At 63.8% G+C, this 19,208-nt stretch carries 17 protein-coding genes and 1 tRNA gene; 13 read left to right on the top strand and 5 right to left on the bottom strand.

Annotation, left to right across the window (positions count from 1 at the left end; all coding sequences use genetic code 11):
• Window positions 1-127 precede the first annotated feature (127 nt).
• Both VIN30_RS00620 and VIN30_RS00615 read right to left on the bottom strand, forming a co-directional pair.
• Window positions 128-203, bottom strand: a tRNA-Thr gene (locus VIN30_RS00620).
• A 145-nt stretch (window positions 204-348) separates the two neighbouring features.
• Window positions 349-1,620, bottom strand: coding sequence for an ArsB/NhaD family transporter (locus VIN30_RS00615; protein ID WP_338208432.1), 1,272 nt, complete (start codon window positions 1,618-1,620; stop codon window positions 349-351).
• 277 nt (window positions 1,621-1,897) lie between these two features.
• Between VIN30_RS00615 and VIN30_RS00610 the strand changes: the two genes are divergently transcribed.
• The 4 genes from VIN30_RS00610 to rlmH all read left to right on the top strand — a co-directional run bounded on the left by VIN30_RS00610 (window position 1,898) and on the right by rlmH (window position 7,454).
• On the top strand, window positions 1,898-4,126 hold the full coding sequence (locus tag VIN30_RS00610; RefSeq protein ID WP_338208430.1) for a MurT ligase domain-containing protein: 2,229 nt from the start codon (window positions 1,898-1,900) through the stop codon (window positions 4,124-4,126).
• A gap of 234 nt (window positions 4,127-4,360) precedes the next feature.
• Window positions 4,361-5,968, top strand: coding sequence for an LCP family protein (locus VIN30_RS00605; RefSeq protein WP_326425692.1), 1,608 nt, complete (start codon window positions 4,361-4,363; stop codon window positions 5,966-5,968).
• A 76-nt stretch (window positions 5,969-6,044) separates the two neighbouring features.
• Window positions 6,045-6,833: an exodeoxyribonuclease III gene (locus VIN30_RS00600; RefSeq protein ID WP_338208428.1), complete on the top strand. Its 789-nt coding sequence runs from the start codon at window positions 6,045-6,047 to the stop codon at window positions 6,831-6,833.
• A gap of 150 nt (window positions 6,834-6,983) precedes the next feature.
• Window positions 6,984-7,454 carry a 23S rRNA (pseudouridine(1915)-N(3))-methyltransferase RlmH gene (rlmH, locus tag VIN30_RS00595; RefSeq protein WP_338209082.1) on the top strand — a complete coding sequence of 157 codons (471 nt, stop codon included), beginning with the start codon at window positions 6,984-6,986 and terminating at the stop codon, window positions 7,452-7,454.
• Window positions 7,455-7,624: 170 nt separating this feature from the next.
• Here the strand turns inward: rlmH and mscL are convergent, their stop codons facing one another.
• The gene (mscL, locus tag VIN30_RS00590) at window positions 7,625-8,104 is read right to left on the bottom strand and encodes a large conductance mechanosensitive channel protein MscL (protein WP_338208426.1); all 480 of its coding nucleotides are present in this window, start codon (window positions 8,102-8,104) and stop codon (window positions 7,625-7,627) included.
• 115 nt (window positions 8,105-8,219) lie between these two features.
• Between mscL and folE the strand changes: the two genes are divergently transcribed.
• Both folE and VIN30_RS00580 read left to right on the top strand, forming a co-directional pair.
• The gene (folE, locus tag VIN30_RS00585) at window positions 8,220-8,783 is read left to right on the top strand and encodes a GTP cyclohydrolase I FolE (protein WP_326425699.1); all 564 of its coding nucleotides are present in this window, start codon (window positions 8,220-8,222) and stop codon (window positions 8,781-8,783) included.
• A gap of 118 nt (window positions 8,784-8,901) precedes the next feature.
• Window positions 8,902-9,177 carry an ACT domain-containing protein gene (locus VIN30_RS00580; RefSeq protein ID WP_326425701.1) on the top strand — a complete coding sequence of 92 codons (276 nt, stop codon included), beginning with the start codon at window positions 8,902-8,904 and terminating at the stop codon, window positions 9,175-9,177.
• A 106-nt stretch (window positions 9,178-9,283) separates the two neighbouring features.
• Here VIN30_RS00580 and VIN30_RS00575 read toward each other — a convergent pair whose 3' ends face one another.
• Window positions 9,284-9,619 carry a winged helix-turn-helix transcriptional regulator gene (locus VIN30_RS00575; protein WP_326425702.1) on the bottom strand — a complete coding sequence of 112 codons (336 nt, stop codon included), beginning with the start codon at window positions 9,617-9,619 and terminating at the stop codon, window positions 9,284-9,286.
• A 116-nt stretch (window positions 9,620-9,735) separates the two neighbouring features.
• Here VIN30_RS00575 and VIN30_RS00570 point away from each other — a divergent pair, with 116 nt between their 5' ends.
• The 4 genes from VIN30_RS00570 to VIN30_RS00555 all read left to right on the top strand — a co-directional run bounded on the left by VIN30_RS00570 (window position 9,736) and on the right by VIN30_RS00555 (window position 15,119).
• Window positions 9,736-10,296, top strand: a complete 561-nt coding sequence (locus VIN30_RS00570) for a flavin reductase family protein (protein WP_338208422.1) — start codon at window positions 9,736-9,738, stop codon at window positions 10,294-10,296.
• Between the two features lie 216 nt (window positions 10,297-10,512).
• On the top strand, window positions 10,513-11,877 hold the full coding sequence (locus tag VIN30_RS00565) for an isochorismate synthase (RefSeq protein WP_338208420.1): 1,365 nt from the start codon (window positions 10,513-10,515) through the stop codon (window positions 11,875-11,877).
• A 169-nt stretch (window positions 11,878-12,046) separates the two neighbouring features.
• A complete protein-coding gene (gene menD, locus VIN30_RS00560; protein WP_338208418.1) occupies window positions 12,047-14,188 on the top strand; it encodes a 2-succinyl-5-enolpyruvyl-6-hydroxy-3-cyclohexene-1-carboxylate synthase in 2,142 nt (713 codons plus the stop codon).
• Window position 14,189: 1 nt separating this feature from the next.
• The gene (locus VIN30_RS00555; protein WP_338208416.1) at window positions 14,190-15,119 is read left to right on the top strand and encodes an alpha/beta fold hydrolase; all 930 of its coding nucleotides are present in this window, start codon (window positions 14,190-14,192) and stop codon (window positions 15,117-15,119) included.
• A gap of 34 nt (window positions 15,120-15,153) precedes the next feature.
• Here VIN30_RS00555 and VIN30_RS00550 read toward each other — a convergent pair whose 3' ends face one another.
• Window positions 15,154-15,312, bottom strand: a complete 159-nt coding sequence (locus VIN30_RS00550; RefSeq protein WP_338208414.1) for a hypothetical protein — start codon at window positions 15,310-15,312, stop codon at window positions 15,154-15,156.
• A gap of 31 nt (window positions 15,313-15,343) precedes the next feature.
• Between VIN30_RS00550 and VIN30_RS00545 the strand changes: the two genes are divergently transcribed.
• The 3 genes from VIN30_RS00545 (at window position 15,344) to VIN30_RS00535 (ending at window position 19,062) form a co-directional block, all read left to right on the top strand.
• Window positions 15,344-15,568 (top strand): hypothetical protein, encoded by a 225-nt coding sequence (locus VIN30_RS00545; RefSeq protein WP_326425711.1) that lies wholly within the window; start codon window positions 15,344-15,346, stop codon window positions 15,566-15,568.
• Between the two features lie 151 nt (window positions 15,569-15,719).
• Window positions 15,720-17,300, top strand: coding sequence for a sodium:solute symporter family protein (locus VIN30_RS00540; RefSeq protein WP_338208412.1), 1,581 nt, complete (start codon window positions 15,720-15,722; stop codon window positions 17,298-17,300).
• Between the two features lie 118 nt (window positions 17,301-17,418).
• Entirely contained in the window at window positions 17,419-19,062 is a 1,644-nt protein-coding gene (locus VIN30_RS00535; protein WP_326425716.1) for a Na+/H+ antiporter NhaC family protein, read from the top strand.
• The last annotated feature ends 146 nt before the right edge of the window (window positions 19,063-19,208 follow it).

Below are 19,208 nucleotides of genomic sequence, written 5' to 3'. Positions count from 1 at the left end.
TCGATGCTCTGTAGTGTAGCGCTCTCATTGTGCGCTCCGGTCCTGCCGTCGCCGATTCCCGTTCGCGTTTTTGAGGAGCGGCGTTTCCGAAATGAAAAAGCCCCGCGATAAGCGGGGCTTTAGTTCCTGGAGCCAACGAGCGGATTCGAACCGCTGACCTACGCATTACGAGTGCGTTGCTCTACCAGCTGAGCCACGTTGGCGAAGCGCTTCTTTCAGAAGCGGCTGCTAAGTATAGCGAATGCGCGCACGGGGCGCAAGGAGAAACCACAACTGACTTACGCACTCGTAATGCGTGGGTCAGCGGTTCGGAATCATGTCCACTCGCGCCGGGGGATTTCGGCTGCCTCACATCGGGAAGCGCACCATAAGGTAGACGGCGGCGATTCCCACGGTGAGCAGCATGCAGGGGAAGCCCACGCGGAAGAACTGGGCAAAGGTGATGGGATGCCCGTTCTGCTTGCTGATATCGGCCAGCACCACGTTGGCACTCGCGCCGATGATGGAGCCGTTGCCGCCGAGGCACGCGCCGAGCGACACGGCCCACCACAGGGGCGTCACGTCCATGCCGCTGGCCTGCAGCGACAGCAAGATGGGGATCATCGTAGCCACGAAGGGAATGTTGTCCAGAAACGCCGACACCAGGGCCGATCCGACCAGCAGCACGAGCATGGTGGCGAACACGTTGCCGCCCGTTGCGCCCATGATGCCCTGGGCCACCATGGCGATCACGCCGGTTTCCGTGAGCGCCCCTACTACGACGAACAGCCCCGTGAAGAAGGCGAGCGTCACCCATTCCACCTGCCCCAAGGCCTCCTCGATGCTCGTACGCGACAGCAGCAAGATGGCGGCGGCAGCGCCCAGGGCGACGACGCAGGATTCCAATCCCAATGCACCATGGAACACGAAACCAAGCACCACAAGCATCGTGAGTCCCACTGACAGCCGCAGGAGCCGCCGGTCTTTGATGTAGTCGGCCGGGTTCAGCTCCATCACAACGTTGGGGTTGCGTGGGCATTTTTCCATGGCGCGGCCGTACATGAGATAGAACACGATCATGACCGCCGCCAGCGCCAGGGCCACAGCGGGGCCGTTCATCCCGAGGAAATCGGCGAAGGTGAGTTTCGATGCGGAGCCGATCATGATGTTAGGCGGGTCGCCGATGAGGGTGGCCGTGCCGCCGATGTTCGACGACAGGATCTCCGCCAGGAAGAACGGTACGGGGTGCAGGTTCAGAAGCCGGCACAACGTCAGTGTGACCGGGCCCACCAACAGCACGGTGGTCACGTTGTCCAGAAAGGCCGACAGGCAGGCCGTCAGTACCATGAACAGGGCCATGATGCGCCGCGGATGCCCTTGGGCGAGCCGTGCGCAGCGGATGGCCAGGTACTCGAAGACACCCGAGCGCTTCACCACGGCCACGAACAGCATCATGCCCAGAAGCACGCCGAGAGTGTTCAGGTCCACGTGGCCCATGGCCGCGTCGAAGGGCACCACATGCAGGGCGAGCAGCAGCACAGCTCCGGTGAGGGCAGCCAGCGCGCGGTTCACCTTCTCGGAAACGACGAGGGCCAGCACGCCCAGGAACACGGCGATGGAGACAATCTGCGCGATAGTCACCGGGCACCTCCCTTCGCGTCGCCATTGGCTGCAGGCATTTTCCCTAGCGTACGGGACGCTGTCTTGGTTGAAGGGCCGCGTCGTCCATCGGAAAGGGCCCAGACGGAGAAACGTTACCCTCCAGATAAGGGTTGCCCTCATCCCGCGCGGGCTACGAAGCGAATTTGGAGAGGCCGTGGGCACGCTGGGGCGAGGGGAGGGGCCACGGTATACTGGTCGCCATGGAAACCGCAGAGGGGGCGCTGTCGCCCTCCCGATTTGACGTTGAGGTACGGGCATGAGCGTGCGATTCACTTTGGCGAAGGCCGTCGGAGGCGTGACAACGTGGGGCTTGAAGCATGTGGCTCACCGCCCTGCAGCCAGCCTGCCGGGGAAGATGGCCCTGAAGGTGGACCCTTCCCTGCTGCGCGACCTGCGTGGCCGCTGCACCGAGGGCATGCTCATCACCGTGGGCACCAACGGCAAAACCTCGACGAACAACATTCTCGCCGACGCTTTCGAGGCCGCTGGTTGCACGGTGGCGTGCAACCGCACGGGCGCTAACTTGGTGGCCGGGGTGTCCTCGGCGCTTCTGCAGGCAAAGCATCCCCAGTGGGGCATTATCGAGTGCGACGAATTGTCTCTGGCCCGGGTGCTGCCCTCGCTGCAGGCCACCTATGTGTTGCTGCTGAATCTGTTTCGCGACCAGCTCGATCGCTGCGGGGAAATCGATCGCATCCAGGAGTCCATCGCCGGCGCGCTGACGGCATCGCCCGACACGGTGCTCATCTACAACGGCGACGATCCGCTGTGCGCCGCCATTGCCGCGGCCGTTCAAAACCACAGCGTGGCCTTCGGCCTGGCCGAATCTATGGGGCTTGCCCAGAACACGGTGACCGACGCCCAGATGTGCCAGCAGTGCGACGGCATGGTGCAGTACCGATTCCGCCAGTACGGCCAGCTGGGCGACTACTACTGCGAGCAGTGCGATTTCGCCCGCCCGTCGCTGGCCTATGTCGGTCGCTCCATCGCCCTGAACGCCGATGGCGTGACCATGGAGGCGTGCGGGCCGACGGCCTGCGAGCCGCTGCACACGCCCCAGGCCACCCCCTATGCGGCCTACAACCTCATTGCCGCCTATGCCGCCTGCCGCGAAGCCGGCATTCCCACGCCGGTGCTTCAGCGGGTGGTGGACGATTTCGATCCGCAGAACGGGCGTCTACAGCACTACGCCATTGGCGGCCACAAGGTACTGCTGAACCTGGCGAAGAACCCCACGGGCTTCAACCAGAACCTGAAGATTGTGGAGGTGGATGAGGGGCCCAAGATGGTGGCGTTCTTCGTGAACGACAACGCCGTGGACGGTCGTGACATCTCCTGGATTTGGGATATCGATTTCGAGGAGCTGGCCGGTCAGCTGAACACCGTGGTGTTCGCCGGGGGCACGCGCGCTCACGATGTGGCCGTACGGCTGAAGTACGCGGGCATCAACGCCGAGGTGGTGGATGGTATCGGGGACGCTTTCGCCCGCATGGACGGCCTTATCGCCGAGGGGAGGCTGCCGGTCGAGGCTGCTGTGTACGCCATTGCGAACTACACGGCACTGCCGCCGGTGCACAGCGCCCTGAACGCTATGGCCGCCGGCGATGCGGCGTCCCGCGTCTCCGCCGCGCCGGCCCATGCCGACGGTGCTGCCGCGTCGTCCTCGCCGTGTCGTCCTGAGCGCAGCGCCGAAGGCGCGGAGTCGAAGGATCCTGCTTCCGCTTCCACCCCCGGCGAGACCCCTGTTGTCATTGCTCATATGCTGCCCGATCTGCTGAACCTCTACGGCGACGGAGGCAACGTGCGCATTCTGGAGCAGCGGCTGCGCTGGCGCGGTATTCCTGTGGAAGTGCGGCGGGTGTCCTACGGCGAGTCGGTGGACTTCTCTGAAGTGGACCTGGTGTTCATGGGCGGTGGCCCCGACCGCGAGCAGAAGCTGGCCAGCGAGCAGCTGCTGGGCATGGCCGCCGACTTGGCCGCCTATGTGGAAGCCGACGGTCCGCTGCTGGCTATCTGCGGTGGTTATCAGATTCTCGGCCGCCAATGGCTTTGGGGCGACGAACTGGTTCCCGGCCTTGGCATCATCGGCATGGAAACGCGCCGCCCGGGTACGTCGGCCAACCGTCTGATCGGCAACCTGATGCTGGAGACTCCCCTGACAGAACGGCCCGTTATCGGCTATGAAAACCATGCGGGTCGCACCTACTTGGATGAGGGTGTCCAGCCCTTTGGCCGCATCGTGGGCAAAGCGGGTTTCGGCAACAATGACGATGACGGCGTGGAAGGCGTGCGCTACCGCAATGTGGTGGGCACCTATTCCCATGGCCCGCTGCTTTCGAAGAACCCCGCGGTGGCCGATTGGTTGCTCGCCCATGCCCTGGAGCGCCGGACTGCTCGCACGGGTGTGCCGCTGCCGTCGCTGGCACCGCTTGACGATGCGGCGGAGCTGGCGGCCAACGAGGCCATGGTGCGGCGCTTGGCTTAAACGGGAGCCTGTGGGCGGTTTCCCTGCATGCTCTGTGTGTTTTCCTGACATTCCCCCTCGGCGTTTCCCGTGGCAAAATTGTGGATAAACCACCGTTGTCCTGTGGCTTTTCGCTGGTAATGACGGGCGATTTCTTGCATGGCAGAGTGCTTTTTACCAAAATGTAACCTCGATGAAGAGGTCTGTGGCCGGCGCGCCATAGCATGATGTCAAACGAAAGCGAGACCGCACACGATGGCCGAACCATCAGGAACGAACAATCCCCGCGCCCAGCGCGGTAAGCATGCCTCCCAGCCGGTGGGCAAGGGCAACCCCCGTCACTCCCAACCGGTGTCGGCTCCCCGTCAGCCCCGTCACTCCCAGCCGGTGAACACCCAGCCGGCTCTCATGGGCAAGCAACCGAGCGACACGCCGCTGCTTTCGGCAGGCGAGATGAACCCCTATTCGCGCAGCGCCGCGGGAAGCGACTACGCCTACGATCGTCGTCGCAAGCGCCGTCGCCGCGTGGCCCTCGGCGTGCTGGCCGTGGTGCTGGCCGTGGTTATGGGCGGCGTGGGCATGGCCTTCGCCTACATCAGCCAGATCGAGTCGCAGCTGAACGACGACATTTCCCAGGAGACCCTGGACTCGCTCGAGCCCGCTGCCGCCTACGACGGGGGCACGTTCTACATGCTGCTCATGGGCACCGACGGCTCGGCCGAGCGTTCCGATTCCGAGGAGTACGCCGGCGACAACTTCCGCTCCGATTCCATGATTCTCACGCGCGTCGACCCTGAGAACAAGAAGGTCACCATGGTGTCGCTGCATCGCGACACCGAGATCGAGATCGACGGCTACGGCACTCAGAAGCTGAACGCCTCCTATGCGATCAACGGCCCGGCCGGCGCCATTCGCGCGGTGTCCCAGATGGCTGGTGTGCCCATTTCCCATTACGCCGAGATCAACTTCGACGGCTTCAAAGCTGCCGTGGATGCCCTGGGCGGCGTGGAAGTGGACGTGCCCATGGAGATCAACGACGACATGGCTGGCGGCCATGTGGACGCGGGCCTTCAGACCCTGAACGGCGACCAGGCGCTCATTTTGTGCCGCGCCCGCCACGCCTACGATCAGTACGGCGACGGCGACCGCTATCGCGCCGCCAACCAGCGTTTGGTGCTGGCGGCCATCGCCAAGAAGATTCTGTCGTCGGATGTGGCCACCATGGCCAGCACCATCGAGGCGCTGTCGCAGTACATCACCACCGATTTCAAGATCGGCGACATTCTTGCCTTGGCCAATTCGCTGAAGGACATCGATCCTTCCAAGGACATCTATTCGGCCATGGAACCCACCGAGAGCGAATACCGCAACGACACGTGGTACGAGAAGCTGGACAAAACGGCGTGGAACACCATGATGAACCGCGTGAAGCAGGGTCTGCCTCCTACTGAAGAAGACGAGGTGGATGAGCTGAACGGCACCGTGCTGGCCAGCGCCGGTGACGGTTCGGGCGCGGCGGGCGACGACGAGACGGGCGTGCAGACGGCCAGCGGTACCGGCACGGGCAAGACGTTCTCGGAAACGCGCACGGGCAAGGTGACCATCAAGAACGGTAACGGCATCAACGGGTGCGGCGCCGAAGCGCTGGAGCGTATCGAGCCTTTGGGCTATACCGCCGACGCCAGCAACGCCAACAGCTTCAGCTACGACGAGACGGTGGTGGTGTTTGATACCGCTGACCAACGCGTGTACGCCGAGGAGCTGGTGGATGCCCTGGGCTGCGGCCGCGCTGTGCAGAACAAGGACGGCCAGTATATGTACGAGGGCGACTTCCTCATCCTCATCGGTTCCGACTGGGAGTAGCTTTGTGCCGCCTGCTCCGTTCGAGCATTATGAAAGGCCTCGGATAGTCCGGGGCCTTTTGCAGTAAAGGAGTCCCATGCGATTTGTTTCGTGGAATGTGAACGGCATTCGCGCCGTGCTGAAGAAGAACTTCCTGGAAGTGTTCGACGCCTTCGACGCCGACATCTTCGCCATTCAGGAAACCAAATGCCAGGTGGGCCAGGTGGAGCTGGACTTGCCGGGCTACCACCAGTATTGGAGCGCTGCCGAGAAGAAGGGCTACTCGGGCACGGCGGTGTTCACCCGCGAGGAGCCGATGCGCGTGCTGCATGGGCTGGGCAACGAGTATCTGGATACCGAGGGACGCATCGTGGCCTGCGAGTTCCCGCAGTTCTGGTTCGTGAACGTGTACACGCCGAATTCCCAGAACGAGCTGGCGCGCATCGACCACCGTATGGAATGGGACGACGCCTTCCGCGACTTCTGCAAGGGACTTGAGGCCGGCATCCTGCCGAGCGGCGAGGTGAGCGAGCCCAAGCCCGTGGTGATGTGCGGCGACTTCAACGTGGCGCATCAGGAGATCGACCTGAAGAACCCGGGACCCAACCGCGGTGCCTCGGGCTTCTCCGACGAGGAGCGCGGAAAGTTCACCGACCTTCTTGATGCTGGTTTCACCGACACGTTCCGCCTGCTGCATCCCGACGAGACAGGGCGCTACAGCTGGTGGAGCTATCGGTTCCGCGCGCGGTCCACGAACGCGGGGTGGCGCATCGACTACTTCCTCGTAAGCGACGCGCTGCGCGATGCCGTGGTGGCCGCGAGCATCTACGACGACGTGGAAGGTTCCGATCACTGCCCTGTCGGTCTCGATGTGGAGATCGGCTAGGCCTGTTCCGTCGGTCAATCCCATTTTGCGGGCCAATCCCGTAGGGGCAGGCTTCAGCCTGCCCCCGCTTTCGGCAACGGTGTCATCCGCGACCGAGGGCGGCGCAAGCACCACCCCCGCAGAAGGTCGCTCGGAAAGGAGTCCATCGTGTTGAAGATAACCATTGTGGCCGTGGGCAAGCTGAAGGAGAAGTTCTGGGCTGCGGCCTGCGATGAGTACCTGAAGCGGCTGCGGCCCTATGCGAAGGTATCGGTGGCTGAGATTTCCGATGTGGATCCGGCGCGTGCCGGCGGGGTGGACGCGGCGCGCGAGCGCGAGGGCACGGGCATTCTGGCCGCGGTGCCCGAGGGCGCGCGGGTCATCCTCATGGACATCGAGGGAAAGCAGCGATCGAGCGAGGGCTTCTCGCGCCATATGGACGAGCTGGCCCTGCGCGGCGAGAGCGAGCTCGTCTTCGTCATCGGCGGCTCCGATGGCGTAAGCGATGCCGTGCGCGCCCGGGCCGACGAGGCGTTTTCGTTCGGCCCCATCACCCTGCCGCACAATCTGGCCCGAGTGGTGCTGCTCGAGCAGATCTACCGCGCCTTCAAAATCTCCCGCGGCGAGCCGTACCACAAGTAAGTTTGCTCATCTGCTTTGAAAACGACGGGTAGCGTAGTTTTCAAAGCAGAATTCTTGCGACAACCCGGCGTTTTCCCAGGTCGCATTTTTTCCGAAAGAAGAAAAACGGGCAGCACGACTACGCTACCCGTCGTTTTCCAAGCAGAAATTGCCGGTGAAGCGAATGGGTGCTACTTCTCCACCACTTCCACGGTCATCTCGGCCGGAGCCGGAAGCTCGGCGGTGCAGTGGGGGCAGCGGGTGGCGCCCACGTTGATCTCCTCCAGGCAGAAGGGGCACGTGGGAGCGTGCTCGATGATCTCCTCGTTCTTGCCGTTGCGGCGCACGAGCTTCTTGGCACCGGCATCCTTCATCTTGTTGAAGGCCTTCACCATGAGGAACACCACCCACGCCACAATGAGGAAATTGATGATGGCGCTGATGAATGCCCCGAAGTCGATGCCGTTCTCGGTGCCGGGCACGGGGATGGTGAGGCCGGCCACGTCGGTGCCGTTGCCGCCGGTGATGAGCTTGATGAACGGGTTGATGATGTTGTCGGTCAGCGACGTGACGATGGCGGTGAACGCGGCGCCGATGATAATGCCGACGGCCATGTCGATGACGTTCCCGCGGTTGATGAATTCCTTGAATTCGGCCAAGAGGTTCTTCATGGTCGATCCCTTCTCGCGAACAGCCTTTGATCTTGCTATTATCGCGCTCGGGCGCCGTGGGTCGGTGACGTCGTGATAACATGACGCCAACCGTTTGCAAGGAGTAACGACAACCGTGGATACATCGAAGATCGAAGCAGGCGTCCGCCTGATTTTGGAAGGTATCGGGGAAGACCCCAACCGCGAGGGTCTGCTGGAAACGCCCGCGCGCGTGGCCCGCATGTACGAGGAAGTGCTGGGAGGCTTGGAAGAAGATCCGTCGCGGCACTTCGACGTGACCTTCGACGAGGGTCACAGCGAGATCGTGCTGGTGGGCGATATCCCGTTCTACAGCATGTGCGAGCATCATCTGGCGCCGTTCTTCGGGCGCGCGCACGTGGCCTACATTCCTGGCGAGGACGGCCGCATCTGCGGCATCTCGAAGCTGGCGCGCCTCGTGGACGGCTTCGCGAAGCGCCCGCAGGTGCAGGAGCGCCTGACCGGCCAGATCGCCGACACGCTGGTGGAGGCGCTGCATCCGGCTGGTGTCATCGTGGTGCTGGAGGCCGAGCACTTGTGCATGAGCATGCGCGGCGTGAAGAAGCCCGGCGCGAAGACCACCACGCGCGCCGTGCGCGGCTGCTTCGAGACCGACGCCGACGCCCGCGCCGAGGCCTTGTCCCTGATCTTCCGCCATTAGAGCCCGATCAGCCTGCATCATCCTGAGCGAGCGCAAGGTCCCCGCCCGTGTCATCCTGAGCGAGCGAAGCGAGTCGAAGGATCTTTCGACAGCCCGTACGACAGAAAGAAGGTTGCCCATGAAGTGCGTTATCTCCGTTCTCGGCAAGGACCGCTCCGGCGTGGTTGCCGCCATCGCCACCGTGCTGGCCGACTGCGGCGCCAACATCGACGACATCTCCCAGACCATTCTCGGCGAGGGCCGCATGTTCTCCATGACCATGATGGTCACCCTGGAGCCTGCCCGCGCCGACTTCAACACCGTGCAGGAGCGCCTGACCGCTACCGGCGACGAGCTGGGCATGCAGGTGCTCATTCAGCGCGAGGACGTCTTCCAGGCGATGTACCAGATCTAGCCGGTAGCCTGGTGCTCGCAGAGGCGAGGCCGTATCTCGAAAGACAAGGAAGAGGGCGGGGAGGCGTTAACTTCCCCGCCTTCTTGTGAGAGCCGAGCGGTAGCGTCTAGCGGGGGCGGTGGGCCTCGCCCCAGGTGCACATTTGGTCGAGCACTTCCATGAGAGACGCGCCCAGATCGGTCAGCGAGTACTCCACTTTCGGAGGAATCTGCGGGTACTCGGTGCGGCGGACGAGGCCGTCGCGTTCCAGCTCCTTCAGGTTCACCGAGAGCGTCTTGTCCGAGATGCGTCCCAGGTAGCGGCGCATTTCGTTGAAGCGCACGGGCTCGTATTCCATCAGGCAGTAGAGGATCACCATCTTATGCTTTCCCTGGATGAGGGAAAGCGTGTAGCTGTATCCCGTTTGGGCGAAGTCGGCCTCGGCAATTGGAAGATTTCCCATCGTTTCACTTTCTTTTGGGATAGTACCTGGCAAATAAACCAGTACTAGAAATTGCTTCGACGCTATACGATACTCGAAGCGAGCAGAAAAGCAAGTGCTGTCGAAAGGAAGCGAACATGAAGAAGGATCTGGGTGTTGCCAGCGAGCTCTTCCCGCAATCAGTGTTCATCGTGGCCAGCTACGACGAGGCGGGCGTGCCCAACGCCATGAACGTGGCTTGGGCCGGTGCGTGCACGCGCCACGAGATAGCCATCAACATCGGCGACCACAAGACCACCGAGAACATCCTGGCCAAGGGCGCCTTCACCGTGGCACCGGCTGATGCGGCCCATGTGGTGGAGGCCGACTACTTCGGCATGGCCACCGGGCGTACGGTGAACAAGGCCGAGACGTCGGGGCTGACGTTTGTTCCCTCGGCTCACGTGGACGCGCCGGTGATCGAGGAGTTTCCGCTGACCATGGAATGCGTCGTGCGCGACGTGCAGGATTGGGGCGGCGAGAAGCGGTTCATCGGCGAGGTGGTGAATACCCGCGTCGACGAGTCTGTGCTCGACGAGGAAGGCCGCGTCGACTTCGCTCGCATGCGTCCGATCGTGTACGATTCCACGCGCCGTATCTACCGGGTGGTCGGCGAGGAAATGGGCGGCGCCTGGGACGCCGGCAAGGCACTGATGTAGCGTGCCGTCGCGATCGGGCATCATACCCATGCGAGAGCGTCCGGTTCCGCGACGGGCGCTCCCGTTTTGGGCGATGCCGAACGCGGAAGTGCCGACGAGATGCGACTGGGCCGCCCACGCGCGTTGCGGTCGATATGAAGCGACCACCATCCGCGCGCGGATGGTGCGGGTGGTAGAATGCTTCCCGCGATAGTAAGCGACGCGAGCGAGGCGGTCATGACCCGAATCTATACGTGCAACGTGCCCATTGAGGCCGATTTGGTGGATGCATTCTGCTGGCTTCAGAAGGGGTTCACCGATCAGTTCGTGTACTACGACAAAGCCCGCGCCTGCCGCTACATGGGTCTCGGCCGTTGCATTGCCCTGCCCAGCCTGCGCGATGTGGAATACGAGTGCGGTGAGGGCAGTCCCCTTCGCGAGGTGGCTGCGGGTGAGGCGGCGGGCGGCGTGCCGGCTTGTGGCGATGTCGCCGGTGGGGCCTGCGGGACGGCCGCGGGCGCTACCGAGGGGCACATGCCGGCCGACGAGCAGCCGCCGGTGTTCTTCTCGTTCAATCGCTTTGACGCCACCAACCCGGCTCCCGCCGACGAACTGATGGCGTCGTTTCCGCACCTGCGTTTCATGCTGCCGGAAATCGTGCTCATCGAGAACGAGCGCGGCCGCTTCCTCCAGGTGAACTCGCTGGGTCCGGTGTATCCGGGTCGTGTGGCCCGCTTCCAGCGTATGGTGGCCGCGGCCCCTGCGCGCGCCTCCGAGACCATTCCCTTCACACTGCAGCCCGATTCCCGCGCGGCGTGGGATGCGGAAATGGAGGCGGCCCTGGATGCCATCGACGCCGGGCGCGTGCAGAAGGTGGTGCTCTCGCGGCGTCAACGTCTGGTGGCCGAGCGCCCCTTCTCTTCCAAGGATTTGCTGGTGAACCTCATCGACGGCGATGCGCGCGGCACCGTGCTTCTGTACCGCTATGCCGACGTGTTTTTCTGCGGCTGCACGCCTGAGCTTTTGGTGCGCAAGCAGGGCGGTGCCGTGGAATCCATGTGCCTGGCCGGCACGTGTCCGGTGGGTGCCACGCCCGAGGAATCAGCGGCGCTTGCCGACGAGCTCATGGACGACGGCAAGAACCGCGCCGAGCACGATTACGTGGTGCAGCTTATTCGCGGCGTGCTCGACCGCGTCTGCTACAACGTAGACGTTCCCACTACGCCCCAGATCATGACGCTCTCTCACGTGCAGCATCTGTTCACGCCGGCCCGTGCCCGGGTGCTCGCCGGCATTACGCTGGCCGACCTCATGGAGGACCTACATCCCACGCCGGCGGTGGCTGGCACGCCGGTAGGGGAGGCGAAGATGCTCCTGCGGGTCATCGAGCCCTACAACCGCGGTTTCTTCGCCGGGGCCTGTGGCTTCGTCGATGGCGATGGCGACGGCGAGTTCTCGGTGGCCCTGCGTACCGGCGTCTTCGACGGCGAGAGCGGCTGGGTGTATGCGGGCTGCGGTATTGTGGCTGGCAGCGACGCCACGGCCGAATATGAGGAGATCAACCTGAAGCTGCGCACCATCCTGTCGGCCTTCGGCGCCTAGGCCCCTGGCAGCATGCGCCTCGCGGCCTGGGGCTTTCGCATTACTGCTCGCGGCATTTTCCGCCACTAAAACGGCGCGTCCGTTGTTTGATGCGGTGAAAATGCGGGGCCGCTGTATCGGCGCGTGAAGAGCGGTATCATGGTGCGGAACCTCATGCGGAAGGAACTCTATGACCACCACCCATCAGACCGATACCGCCCTGTTCGTGGCGGCGTTTTTCGACGAGCTTGTGCGCTGGGGCGTGCGCGACGTTGTGGTCAGTCCCGGGTCGCGCTCCACGGCGCTGGCCATGGCGGCGTTCGAGCTGTCGTGCCGCCGTCCGCGCGATTTGCGGCTGTTCGTGGACATCGACGAGCGCGGTGCGGGCTTTCTCGCCCTGGGCCTGGCGAAGGCAAGCGGACGTCCGGCGGCGCTGGTGTGCACGTCGGGCACGGCGTTGGCGAATTACTATCCGGCGGTCATCGAGGCGGAAACATCGCGGGTGCCGCTCATTGTGCTGTCGGGCGACCGGCCGCCCCAGCTGCAGGGGTTGGGGGCGCCGCAGACCACCGATCAGCTGAAAGCCTATGGTGACCACGTGCGCGCCTTCCGCGCCATGCCGCTGCCCGGGGGCCGCGATCGCGACATCGCCTTCGTGCGCCAGGCAGCGCGCGAGGCTGTGCTGGCGGCCCTGGGTCCTTCGGCCACGATGTCGGCGGGGCCGGCTTCCGGCTCGCCGGCTGGTCCGCGCACGGGTTTGGAAGATTTCGCCGCGCTGGCCAACTACGATTCCGCCTTGCAGGTGGCCTCGCGGGCTTCCATGCACTTCGCCGGCCCCGTGCACCTGAACTTTCCCCTGGAGGCGCCCTTGAAGCCCGACTTCGGAGGTGCCGACATTCAGGCAGCCTTCCACGGCGCGCGCGATTGCTTTACGGTGGGCGCGCGTTCTCTGCCGGCGGGACGCCGCAAAGACGATGCCGGCGAACCGGAAACGGTCGCGCTGCGATCGGCTCTGGGACCGCTCGTGGGACCGACGGGTACGTTGTCGGATGCCAGCGTGGCAGCCTTGGAAGAGGCTCTGCGCAAGCGCCCGACATTGGTGCTGGTGGGAGAGGGCGCCTGCGAGACCCTGGCCGAGGCTGAAGAGCTGGTGGCCTGGGCGCGCCGCTGGTCGTTCCCGCTGCTGGCCGATCCGTTGTCGGGGCTGCGTTCCATCGACGATGCGCTGGTCATCGACAACTACGACAACCTGTGTCGTCATGGCGGCTGCCCGCGCCCCGAGGTGGTCATTCGTTTCGGGCGCTATCCGGTATCGAAGAGCACGGCGGCCTTCCTGGAGAAGGTGCGCCCGCTGTCCATCGTGGTGGACGTGGCGGAAACCCGCGACTTCAACGTGTCCACCGACGTGTTCGTGGGCACCACTCCCCTCGGTTTCGTGCGCAGTCCCTGGCACGGCGAGGGTCGCAAGGTGCAGCGTGCCTTCGCCGAGGCGTGGGTGGCGGCAAACGACGAGGCTCGACTGCGCATTTTGGCGGTGGAGCAGGCCGGCGTCGCCCCGGCGTTTTCCGCCGGTGCGCCCTTGGCCGGCGACACGGTGACGCTGCCGCTGGTAGACGGCATGCCGCAGGCTGCGCCAACTGCGGCGGATGTGGCGTCGGTCCCTGCGGCAACTCTTGAGCCGCTGCCTGTGGAGGGCGCTTTCGTGCGCGCGCTGCTGGAGATCATTCCCGAGGGATCGTGCCTGTTCTCGGCCAATTCCATGGCCATTCGCGCCCTGGATACGTTCTACCTGAAAGACGGCAAGCCCATCGCTGTGATGGCCAATCGCGGTCAGAACGGCATCGACGGCGTTACCTCTACGGCCATCGGGGCTGCCCAGCATTTCGCCCAGACCACGTTTCTCACCGGCGACTTCACCCTGCTGCACGATCTGAGCGCACTGGCCTTGCAGCGGGAGATGCTGAAGGTGCACGGCCGTCCGAGTGCGCCCGCGGATGATGGGGAGGGGGGCGCAATGGCGGCTGCCTTGGCTGGCGATGTGGACGCCCCGTCGGTGGTTGTGGTGCTGCTGAACAACAATGGCGGCGCCATCTTCGACATGCTGCCCCAGGCTTCCGACGACCCCTACTTCGAGCGGTTGTTCCTGGCCCCCCAGGACGTCGACTTCCAGGCTGCTGCCGATGCGTTCATGGTGCCGTCGGTTCGCGTGTCCACGGTGGCCGCGTTTCGCGAAGCCTACGCGGGCTTTCTGGGGCACCCTGGCCTCAGCCTCATCGAGGTGCAGCTGCCCTTGCGTGGGGTGAAAGACCGTTACGCCCCCTACCAGGCCTAACATGGCTGCGTTTGTGCTTCTGCATGGGTTCGCCCAAACGCCGCGGTCGTGGAATACGGTGGCGCGCGCCTTGCAGGAAACGGGCCATCACACTTACGCGCTCGATTTGTACGGTGCGGGCCTGATGGGTTCGAGTGCGACTTGGGGCGAGCCGGCGGTGGGCGAGCTAGGTGCGCCTGGGGGTGCACCTGCGTCTGGGATCGCGCCCGCACTTGCGACGGCGTTTGCGTCCGGGGTCGCGCCCGTGCTTGAGGGGGAGCCTTCGCTCGGAACGATGCCCGAGGGGACGTCTTGCGGCTCCTTGGCATCGCTTGCCGCAGTGTGCGATCGGGTGGCTGCCATCGTGCAACTCGTGGCTGCTGTCGAAGGCGCGCCGGTGCTGGTGGGCTATTCCATGGGCGGTCGCATTGTGGCCGAGACCCTGGTGCGTCACCCCGGCCTGCCCTTGGCCGCCGTGCTGCTGGAGGGTGCCGGCCTCGGCCCCGCGGATGAGGCTGGCCGCGCTGTTCTGGCCCGGCGCAATCGGGATTGGGCGGCTCGTTTGCGTCACGGGGGCGTGGGGGCCTTCATGGATTGGTGGGAGACGCTGCCCCTGTTCGCGAGCCAGCGAACCTTGCCCGCGGAAATGCGCGCTGCCGTGCGCGCCGAGCGTATGGTTCATACGGCGGATGAGCTGGCCCGCAGCTTGGAAGCGTGGGGCGCCCAGCACCAGGCCATCGAGGCCGATACACTCGTTGCGCTGCAGACTCTTGGCGAGCGAGGTGTTTCCGCGCTCTATCTCGCCGGCGCGCGCGACGAGAAGTACGCTGCCTTGGCCGAGCGCGTCTGGCAAGCCGATCTCCCCGCGTCCGTTGTTCCCGAGGCTGGCCACAACGTGCACCTTGAGCAGCCAGCGGCGTATTTGGAGGCGCTGGCATCCATCCTAGCCTGAAGGCGCCTGCTTTGGCTTGAAACACCCGACTTTGTTACGCCTGAAAGCTCGATTGATCCTTCAGAGGCTCAAATTGGCTTGGAAACTGCGCGTTTGTTGCCTGTGGCGCCTCGACAGGTAACAAAACCTCGATTTCCAAGCCAAAAAACGCGCGCTTGAGTTTCCCGCAGCCTCTTTCAAAAAGATAACCCACAAGCTCTCTTTAATGTGCTAAAGTGTCGGCCATGACATTCGTTCAGGGACATAAAAGCGGCATGGACGCCGCGGCGCTCGCCGTGGCCAGCCAGCACATCGCGCAGCAGTCGTGCGGCGCGGTGGCGTGCGCCCTTATGAGCGCGCACAAGGCCGCCCAGTGTATCGCCGAGGCCGCCCGCGCTGTGGCCAGCCAGCACTTGGCCCAGCAGTCTCTGCGCGATGTCTCCCCACAATTCGAGTTCCGATACCAATAGCACACGGGTTTTCGCCCGTGGCTATTTTTTTGTAGCCGCCGGCGAAAAGTCGTGTGCGCCTGAGGCATCGGTTTCCGAAGGGGGCCGAGGGCGTTTGAGTTGGGGAACGCAAGCGCCGCTGTATTCGCACGATTGAAAGAAGGAAAGAGCTATGATCGCGAAAATTCTCCTCGTCGTGGCCTTTGTGGCCGTGGCCGTGGCGGTGGGCATCTACTGCCGTCGCCATGCCGGTACGGTTGACGGATTCATCCTGGGCGGGCGCAACGTGGGCCCGTGGATGAGCGCCTTCGCCTACGGCACCAGCTACTTCTCGGCGGTGGTGTTCGTGGGCTATGCGGGCCAGTTCGGCTTCAAGTACGGCATTTCCGCCACGTGGGCCGGCATCGGTAATGCCATTCTGGGCAGTTTGCTCGCCTGGTGGATCTTGGGTCCTCGCACGCGCGAGATCACCCATCGCTTGAAGGCTTCCACCATGCCCGAGTTCTTTGGGAAGCGCTACGATTCCCGGGCTCTGCGTATCGCTGCGGCGGCCATCATCTTCGTGTTCCTCATTCCGTACACCGCCAGCGTGTACAACGGCCTGTCGCGCCTGTTTGGCATGGCCTTCGCCCTGCCCTACGATGCCTGCGTGATCGGCATGGCGGTGGTTACCTGCCTGTACGTGGTGCTCGGCGGTTACATGGCCACGGTGATGAACGACTTCATCCAGGGCATCGTGATGCTGCTCGGCATCATTGCGGTTATCGTGGCCGTTATCATCAACAACGGCGGCTTCTCCGAGGCCATTGTGTCGCTGTCGCAGATTCCCGCCGACGGTAGCGCCATGCAGGGACCCTTCGTCAGCTTCTTCGGGCCCGACTTGTTCAACCTCATCGGCGTGGTTATTCTCACGTCGCTCGGTACCTGGGGCCTGCCGCAGATGGTGCAGAAGTTCTACGCCATTAAAACGGGTCCGGCCATCAAGCAAGGCGCCATCATCTCCACCATCTTCGCTTTCGTGGTGGCGGGCGGCTCCTATTTCCTGGGCGGCTTTGGGCGCCTGTACGAGGGGCAGATCGAGTACGCCGCCAACGGCACGCCGGTGTACGACTCCATTATTCCCACTATGCTGTCGACGCTGCCCGACCTGCTCATTGGCCTGGTGATCGTGCTGGTGCTGTCGGCCTCTATGTCGACGCTCAGCTCGCTGGTGCTCACGTCGTCGTCCACGCTGACCATCGACCTCATCAAGGGCAATGTGGTGAAGAACATGTCCGAGAAGAAGCAGCTGGCGTGGATGCGCGGGCTGCTGGTGGTGTTCATCGCCATCTCGGCCATCATCGCGCTGTTCCAGTATCATTCCAGCATTGTGTTCATCGCCCAGCTGATGGGCTACTCGTGGGGCGCTCTGGCCGGCTCGTTCCTCGGCCCCTTCCTGTGGGGGCTGTATTCCGGCCGCATTTCGAAGGCGGCCGTGTGGTGCTCGTTCGCCGTGGGCGTGGGGCTGACGGCTGTGAATATGGGTCTGGGGCTTCTGGGCGGTACGCCGCTTATTGCCAGCCCCATCAACTGCGGCGCGCTGTGCATGATCATCTCGCTTGTGATCGTGCCGGTGGTCAGTCTGTTCACGCCGGCGGTGCCCTTCCAGATAAAGCCGCCCACGCCGGAAAGCGCCATCGACCGCGAGTACGATCGCGAAGTGGAGCAGGAGATGCTGGAAAGCGCCGCTGCGGGAGCTGCCGCCGACGTGTAAGGCAGGAAGTCGTAGGCGATTGCGCGGGATTTCATGACCAACTTGGGTATACTTATGCCCATCTGTAGTCCGAGCGTTCGGTTGCCCCACAGGGGAGGGCGCGAACGGAAGGAGAATCATGGAAGGTTTCGATCTTATCGCCACGGGCCTGTGGTCTATCGTGCCGCCGATTTTGGCACTGGTGCTGGCCCTCATTACGAAGGAGGTGTACTCGTCGCTGACCATTGGCGTGTTCGTGGGTATGATCATTTACCAGTTCACGCTGAACGGCGCCGGCGGCGAGCAATTGGTGGCCTCGTTCACCATGGTGCCCCAGATGATGGCCGAGCAAATAGCCGGGAACGGGGCGCTGCTGCTGTTCCTTGCGCTTTTGGGGGCGCTCACCGTGGTTATCGCTACGGCGGGCGGCTCCCGCGCCTATGCGGAATGGGTGACCACCCACGTGAAGAACGCTCGTGCCGCTTCTATCCTGACGGCGCTTCTGGGCATCATCATCTTCGTGGATGACTACTTCAACTGCCTTACCGTGGGCGCGGTCATGCGTCCTGTGACGGACAAATTCAAGGTGAGTCACGAGAAGCTGGCCTGGATCATCGACTCCACGGCAGCTCCGGTGTGCATCATCGCGCCGGTGTCCTCGTGGGCGGTGGCCGTGGGCGGTTACATGGGCGAGGACGGCTTCAACACCTTCGTGGCCTCCATCCCCTACAACTTCTACGCGTTGCTCACCATCTTCTTCGTGTTCTTCATGCTGTTCCTGCAGAAGGACTTCGGACCCATGGCGGCAGCCCAGGCCGAGATGGACGGGCGCATTCCCGCCGAGGGCTCGGCGCTTGAGGCCGTGTCCCTCGCGCGCATTGCCGATAAGGCCCAGGTCGACCTGGAGGGAGCGCCCAACATTCCCACGGTGGTCACCGAAGAGGGCGACATCGACGATGCTGCAGCGGGTGCCATCGAGGAATACAAGGGCCTGAACATCTCCGAGCGCGGTACGGTGTGGGATCTCATTGTGCCCATCCTGGTGCTTATCGTGTTCTCCATTTTGGGCATGATGTATGTGGGCGGCTTCTTCAGCGGGGTCGACTTCGCCACTGCCGTGGGCGAGAACCCGGTTATGGGCCTGTGCATCGGCGCTGTGGTGGCGCTCGTCGTGGCGGCGGCCATGTTCCTGCCGCGCAAGCTCATGAACCTCGGCGGCTTCGTGGAGGCTATGTCCGAAGGTGTGCGATCGATGATCGGCGCCATCATGATTCTGGTGCTGGCCTGGTCGCTCGGCGGCTGCTGCCGCTATCTGCTGGGCACGGGCGAGTTCGTGTCGGGCTTCCTGAACGGCCTGGGCGTGGGGCTCGATCTGCTGCCGGCGGTTATCTTCCTGGTGGCGGCGTTCATCGGCTTCGCCATGGGCACCAGCTGGGGCACTATCGCGCTTATCCTGCCCATCATCATCGGCGTGTTTGCGGCTGACGATCCGCTGTTCCTGGTGGCCGTGGGCTCGGCGCTGGCCGGCGCGGTGTACGGCGACCACATCTCGCCCATCTCGGACACCACCATTCTGTCGTCGGCGGGCGCGAAGTGCAACCACCTGCGCCATGTGGCTACGCAGATTCCCTATGCCACGCTGGTCATGGTCGTGTGCTTCGTGGGCTATATCATTGCGGGCTTCACCAAGACTCCGTGGATTTCCCTGGCGCTCGGCGTGGTGCTCATCGTGGTGGCCGTGCTGGTGCTGGTCAAGCTGGAAGCAGGGAAGAAGAAGGCGTAGGCCGGTCCGCGAGCTGCGTGTTCTTGCCTGTGAATTGCGGACGCGCGTTGAATTCGCAGGGGACGGTTTTAGGCATTGAATTCGTAGGGGACGGCTTCAGCCGTCCCTCTCAGCGGGGAATGCTTTCTTGCGGGGAGGGCGGGCTG

The sequence above is a fragment of the Adlercreutzia wanghongyangiae genome, assembly GCF_035989245.1.
In the GTDB taxonomy this organism is placed as follows: domain Bacteria; phylum Actinomycetota; class Coriobacteriia; order Coriobacteriales; family Eggerthellaceae; genus Adlercreutzia; species Adlercreutzia wanghongyangiae.
This window is presented reverse-complemented; position numbering and strand designations above follow the sequence as displayed.

What these genes read in the sequence shown, in the direction of transcription:
- VIN30_RS00555 (WP_338208416.1), top strand. Translation starts at nt 14,190, where the DNA reads ATGGCTGCGTTTGTGCTTCTGCATGGGTTCGCCCAAACGCCGCGGTCG.
- VIN30_RS00605 (WP_326425692.1), top strand. Translation starts at nt 4,361, where the DNA reads ATGGCCGAACCATCAGGAACGAACAATCCCCGCGCCCAGCGCGGTAAG.
- VIN30_RS00535 (WP_326425716.1), top strand. Translation starts at nt 17,419, where the DNA reads ATGGAAGGTTTCGATCTTATCGCCACGGGCCTGTGGTCTATCGTGCCG.
- mscL (WP_338208426.1), bottom strand. Translation starts at nt 8,104, where the DNA reads ATGAAGAACCTCTTGGCCGAATTCAAGGAATTCATCAACCGCGGGAAC.
- VIN30_RS00565 (WP_338208420.1), top strand. Translation starts at nt 10,513, where the DNA reads ATGACCCGAATCTATACGTGCAACGTGCCCATTGAGGCCGATTTGGTG.
- VIN30_RS00600 (WP_338208428.1), top strand. Translation starts at nt 6,045, where the DNA reads ATGCGATTTGTTTCGTGGAATGTGAACGGCATTCGCGCCGTGCTGAAG.
- menD (WP_338208418.1), top strand. Translation starts at nt 12,047, where the DNA reads ATGACCACCACCCATCAGACCGATACCGCCCTGTTCGTGGCGGCGTTT.
- VIN30_RS00575 (WP_326425702.1), bottom strand. Translation starts at nt 9,619, where the DNA reads ATGGGAAATCTTCCAATTGCCGAGGCCGACTTCGCCCAAACGGGATAC.
- VIN30_RS00540 (WP_338208412.1), top strand. Translation starts at nt 15,720, where the DNA reads ATGATCGCGAAAATTCTCCTCGTCGTGGCCTTTGTGGCCGTGGCCGTG.
- VIN30_RS00570 (WP_338208422.1), top strand. Translation starts at nt 9,736, where the DNA reads ATGAAGAAGGATCTGGGTGTTGCCAGCGAGCTCTTCCCGCAATCAGTG.
- VIN30_RS00610 (WP_338208430.1), top strand. Translation starts at nt 1,898, where the DNA reads ATGAGCGTGCGATTCACTTTGGCGAAGGCCGTCGGAGGCGTGACAACG.
- VIN30_RS00545 (WP_326425711.1), top strand. Translation starts at nt 15,344, where the DNA reads ATGACATTCGTTCAGGGACATAAAAGCGGCATGGACGCCGCGGCGCTC.
- VIN30_RS00580 (WP_326425701.1), top strand. Translation starts at nt 8,902, where the DNA reads ATGAAGTGCGTTATCTCCGTTCTCGGCAAGGACCGCTCCGGCGTGGTT.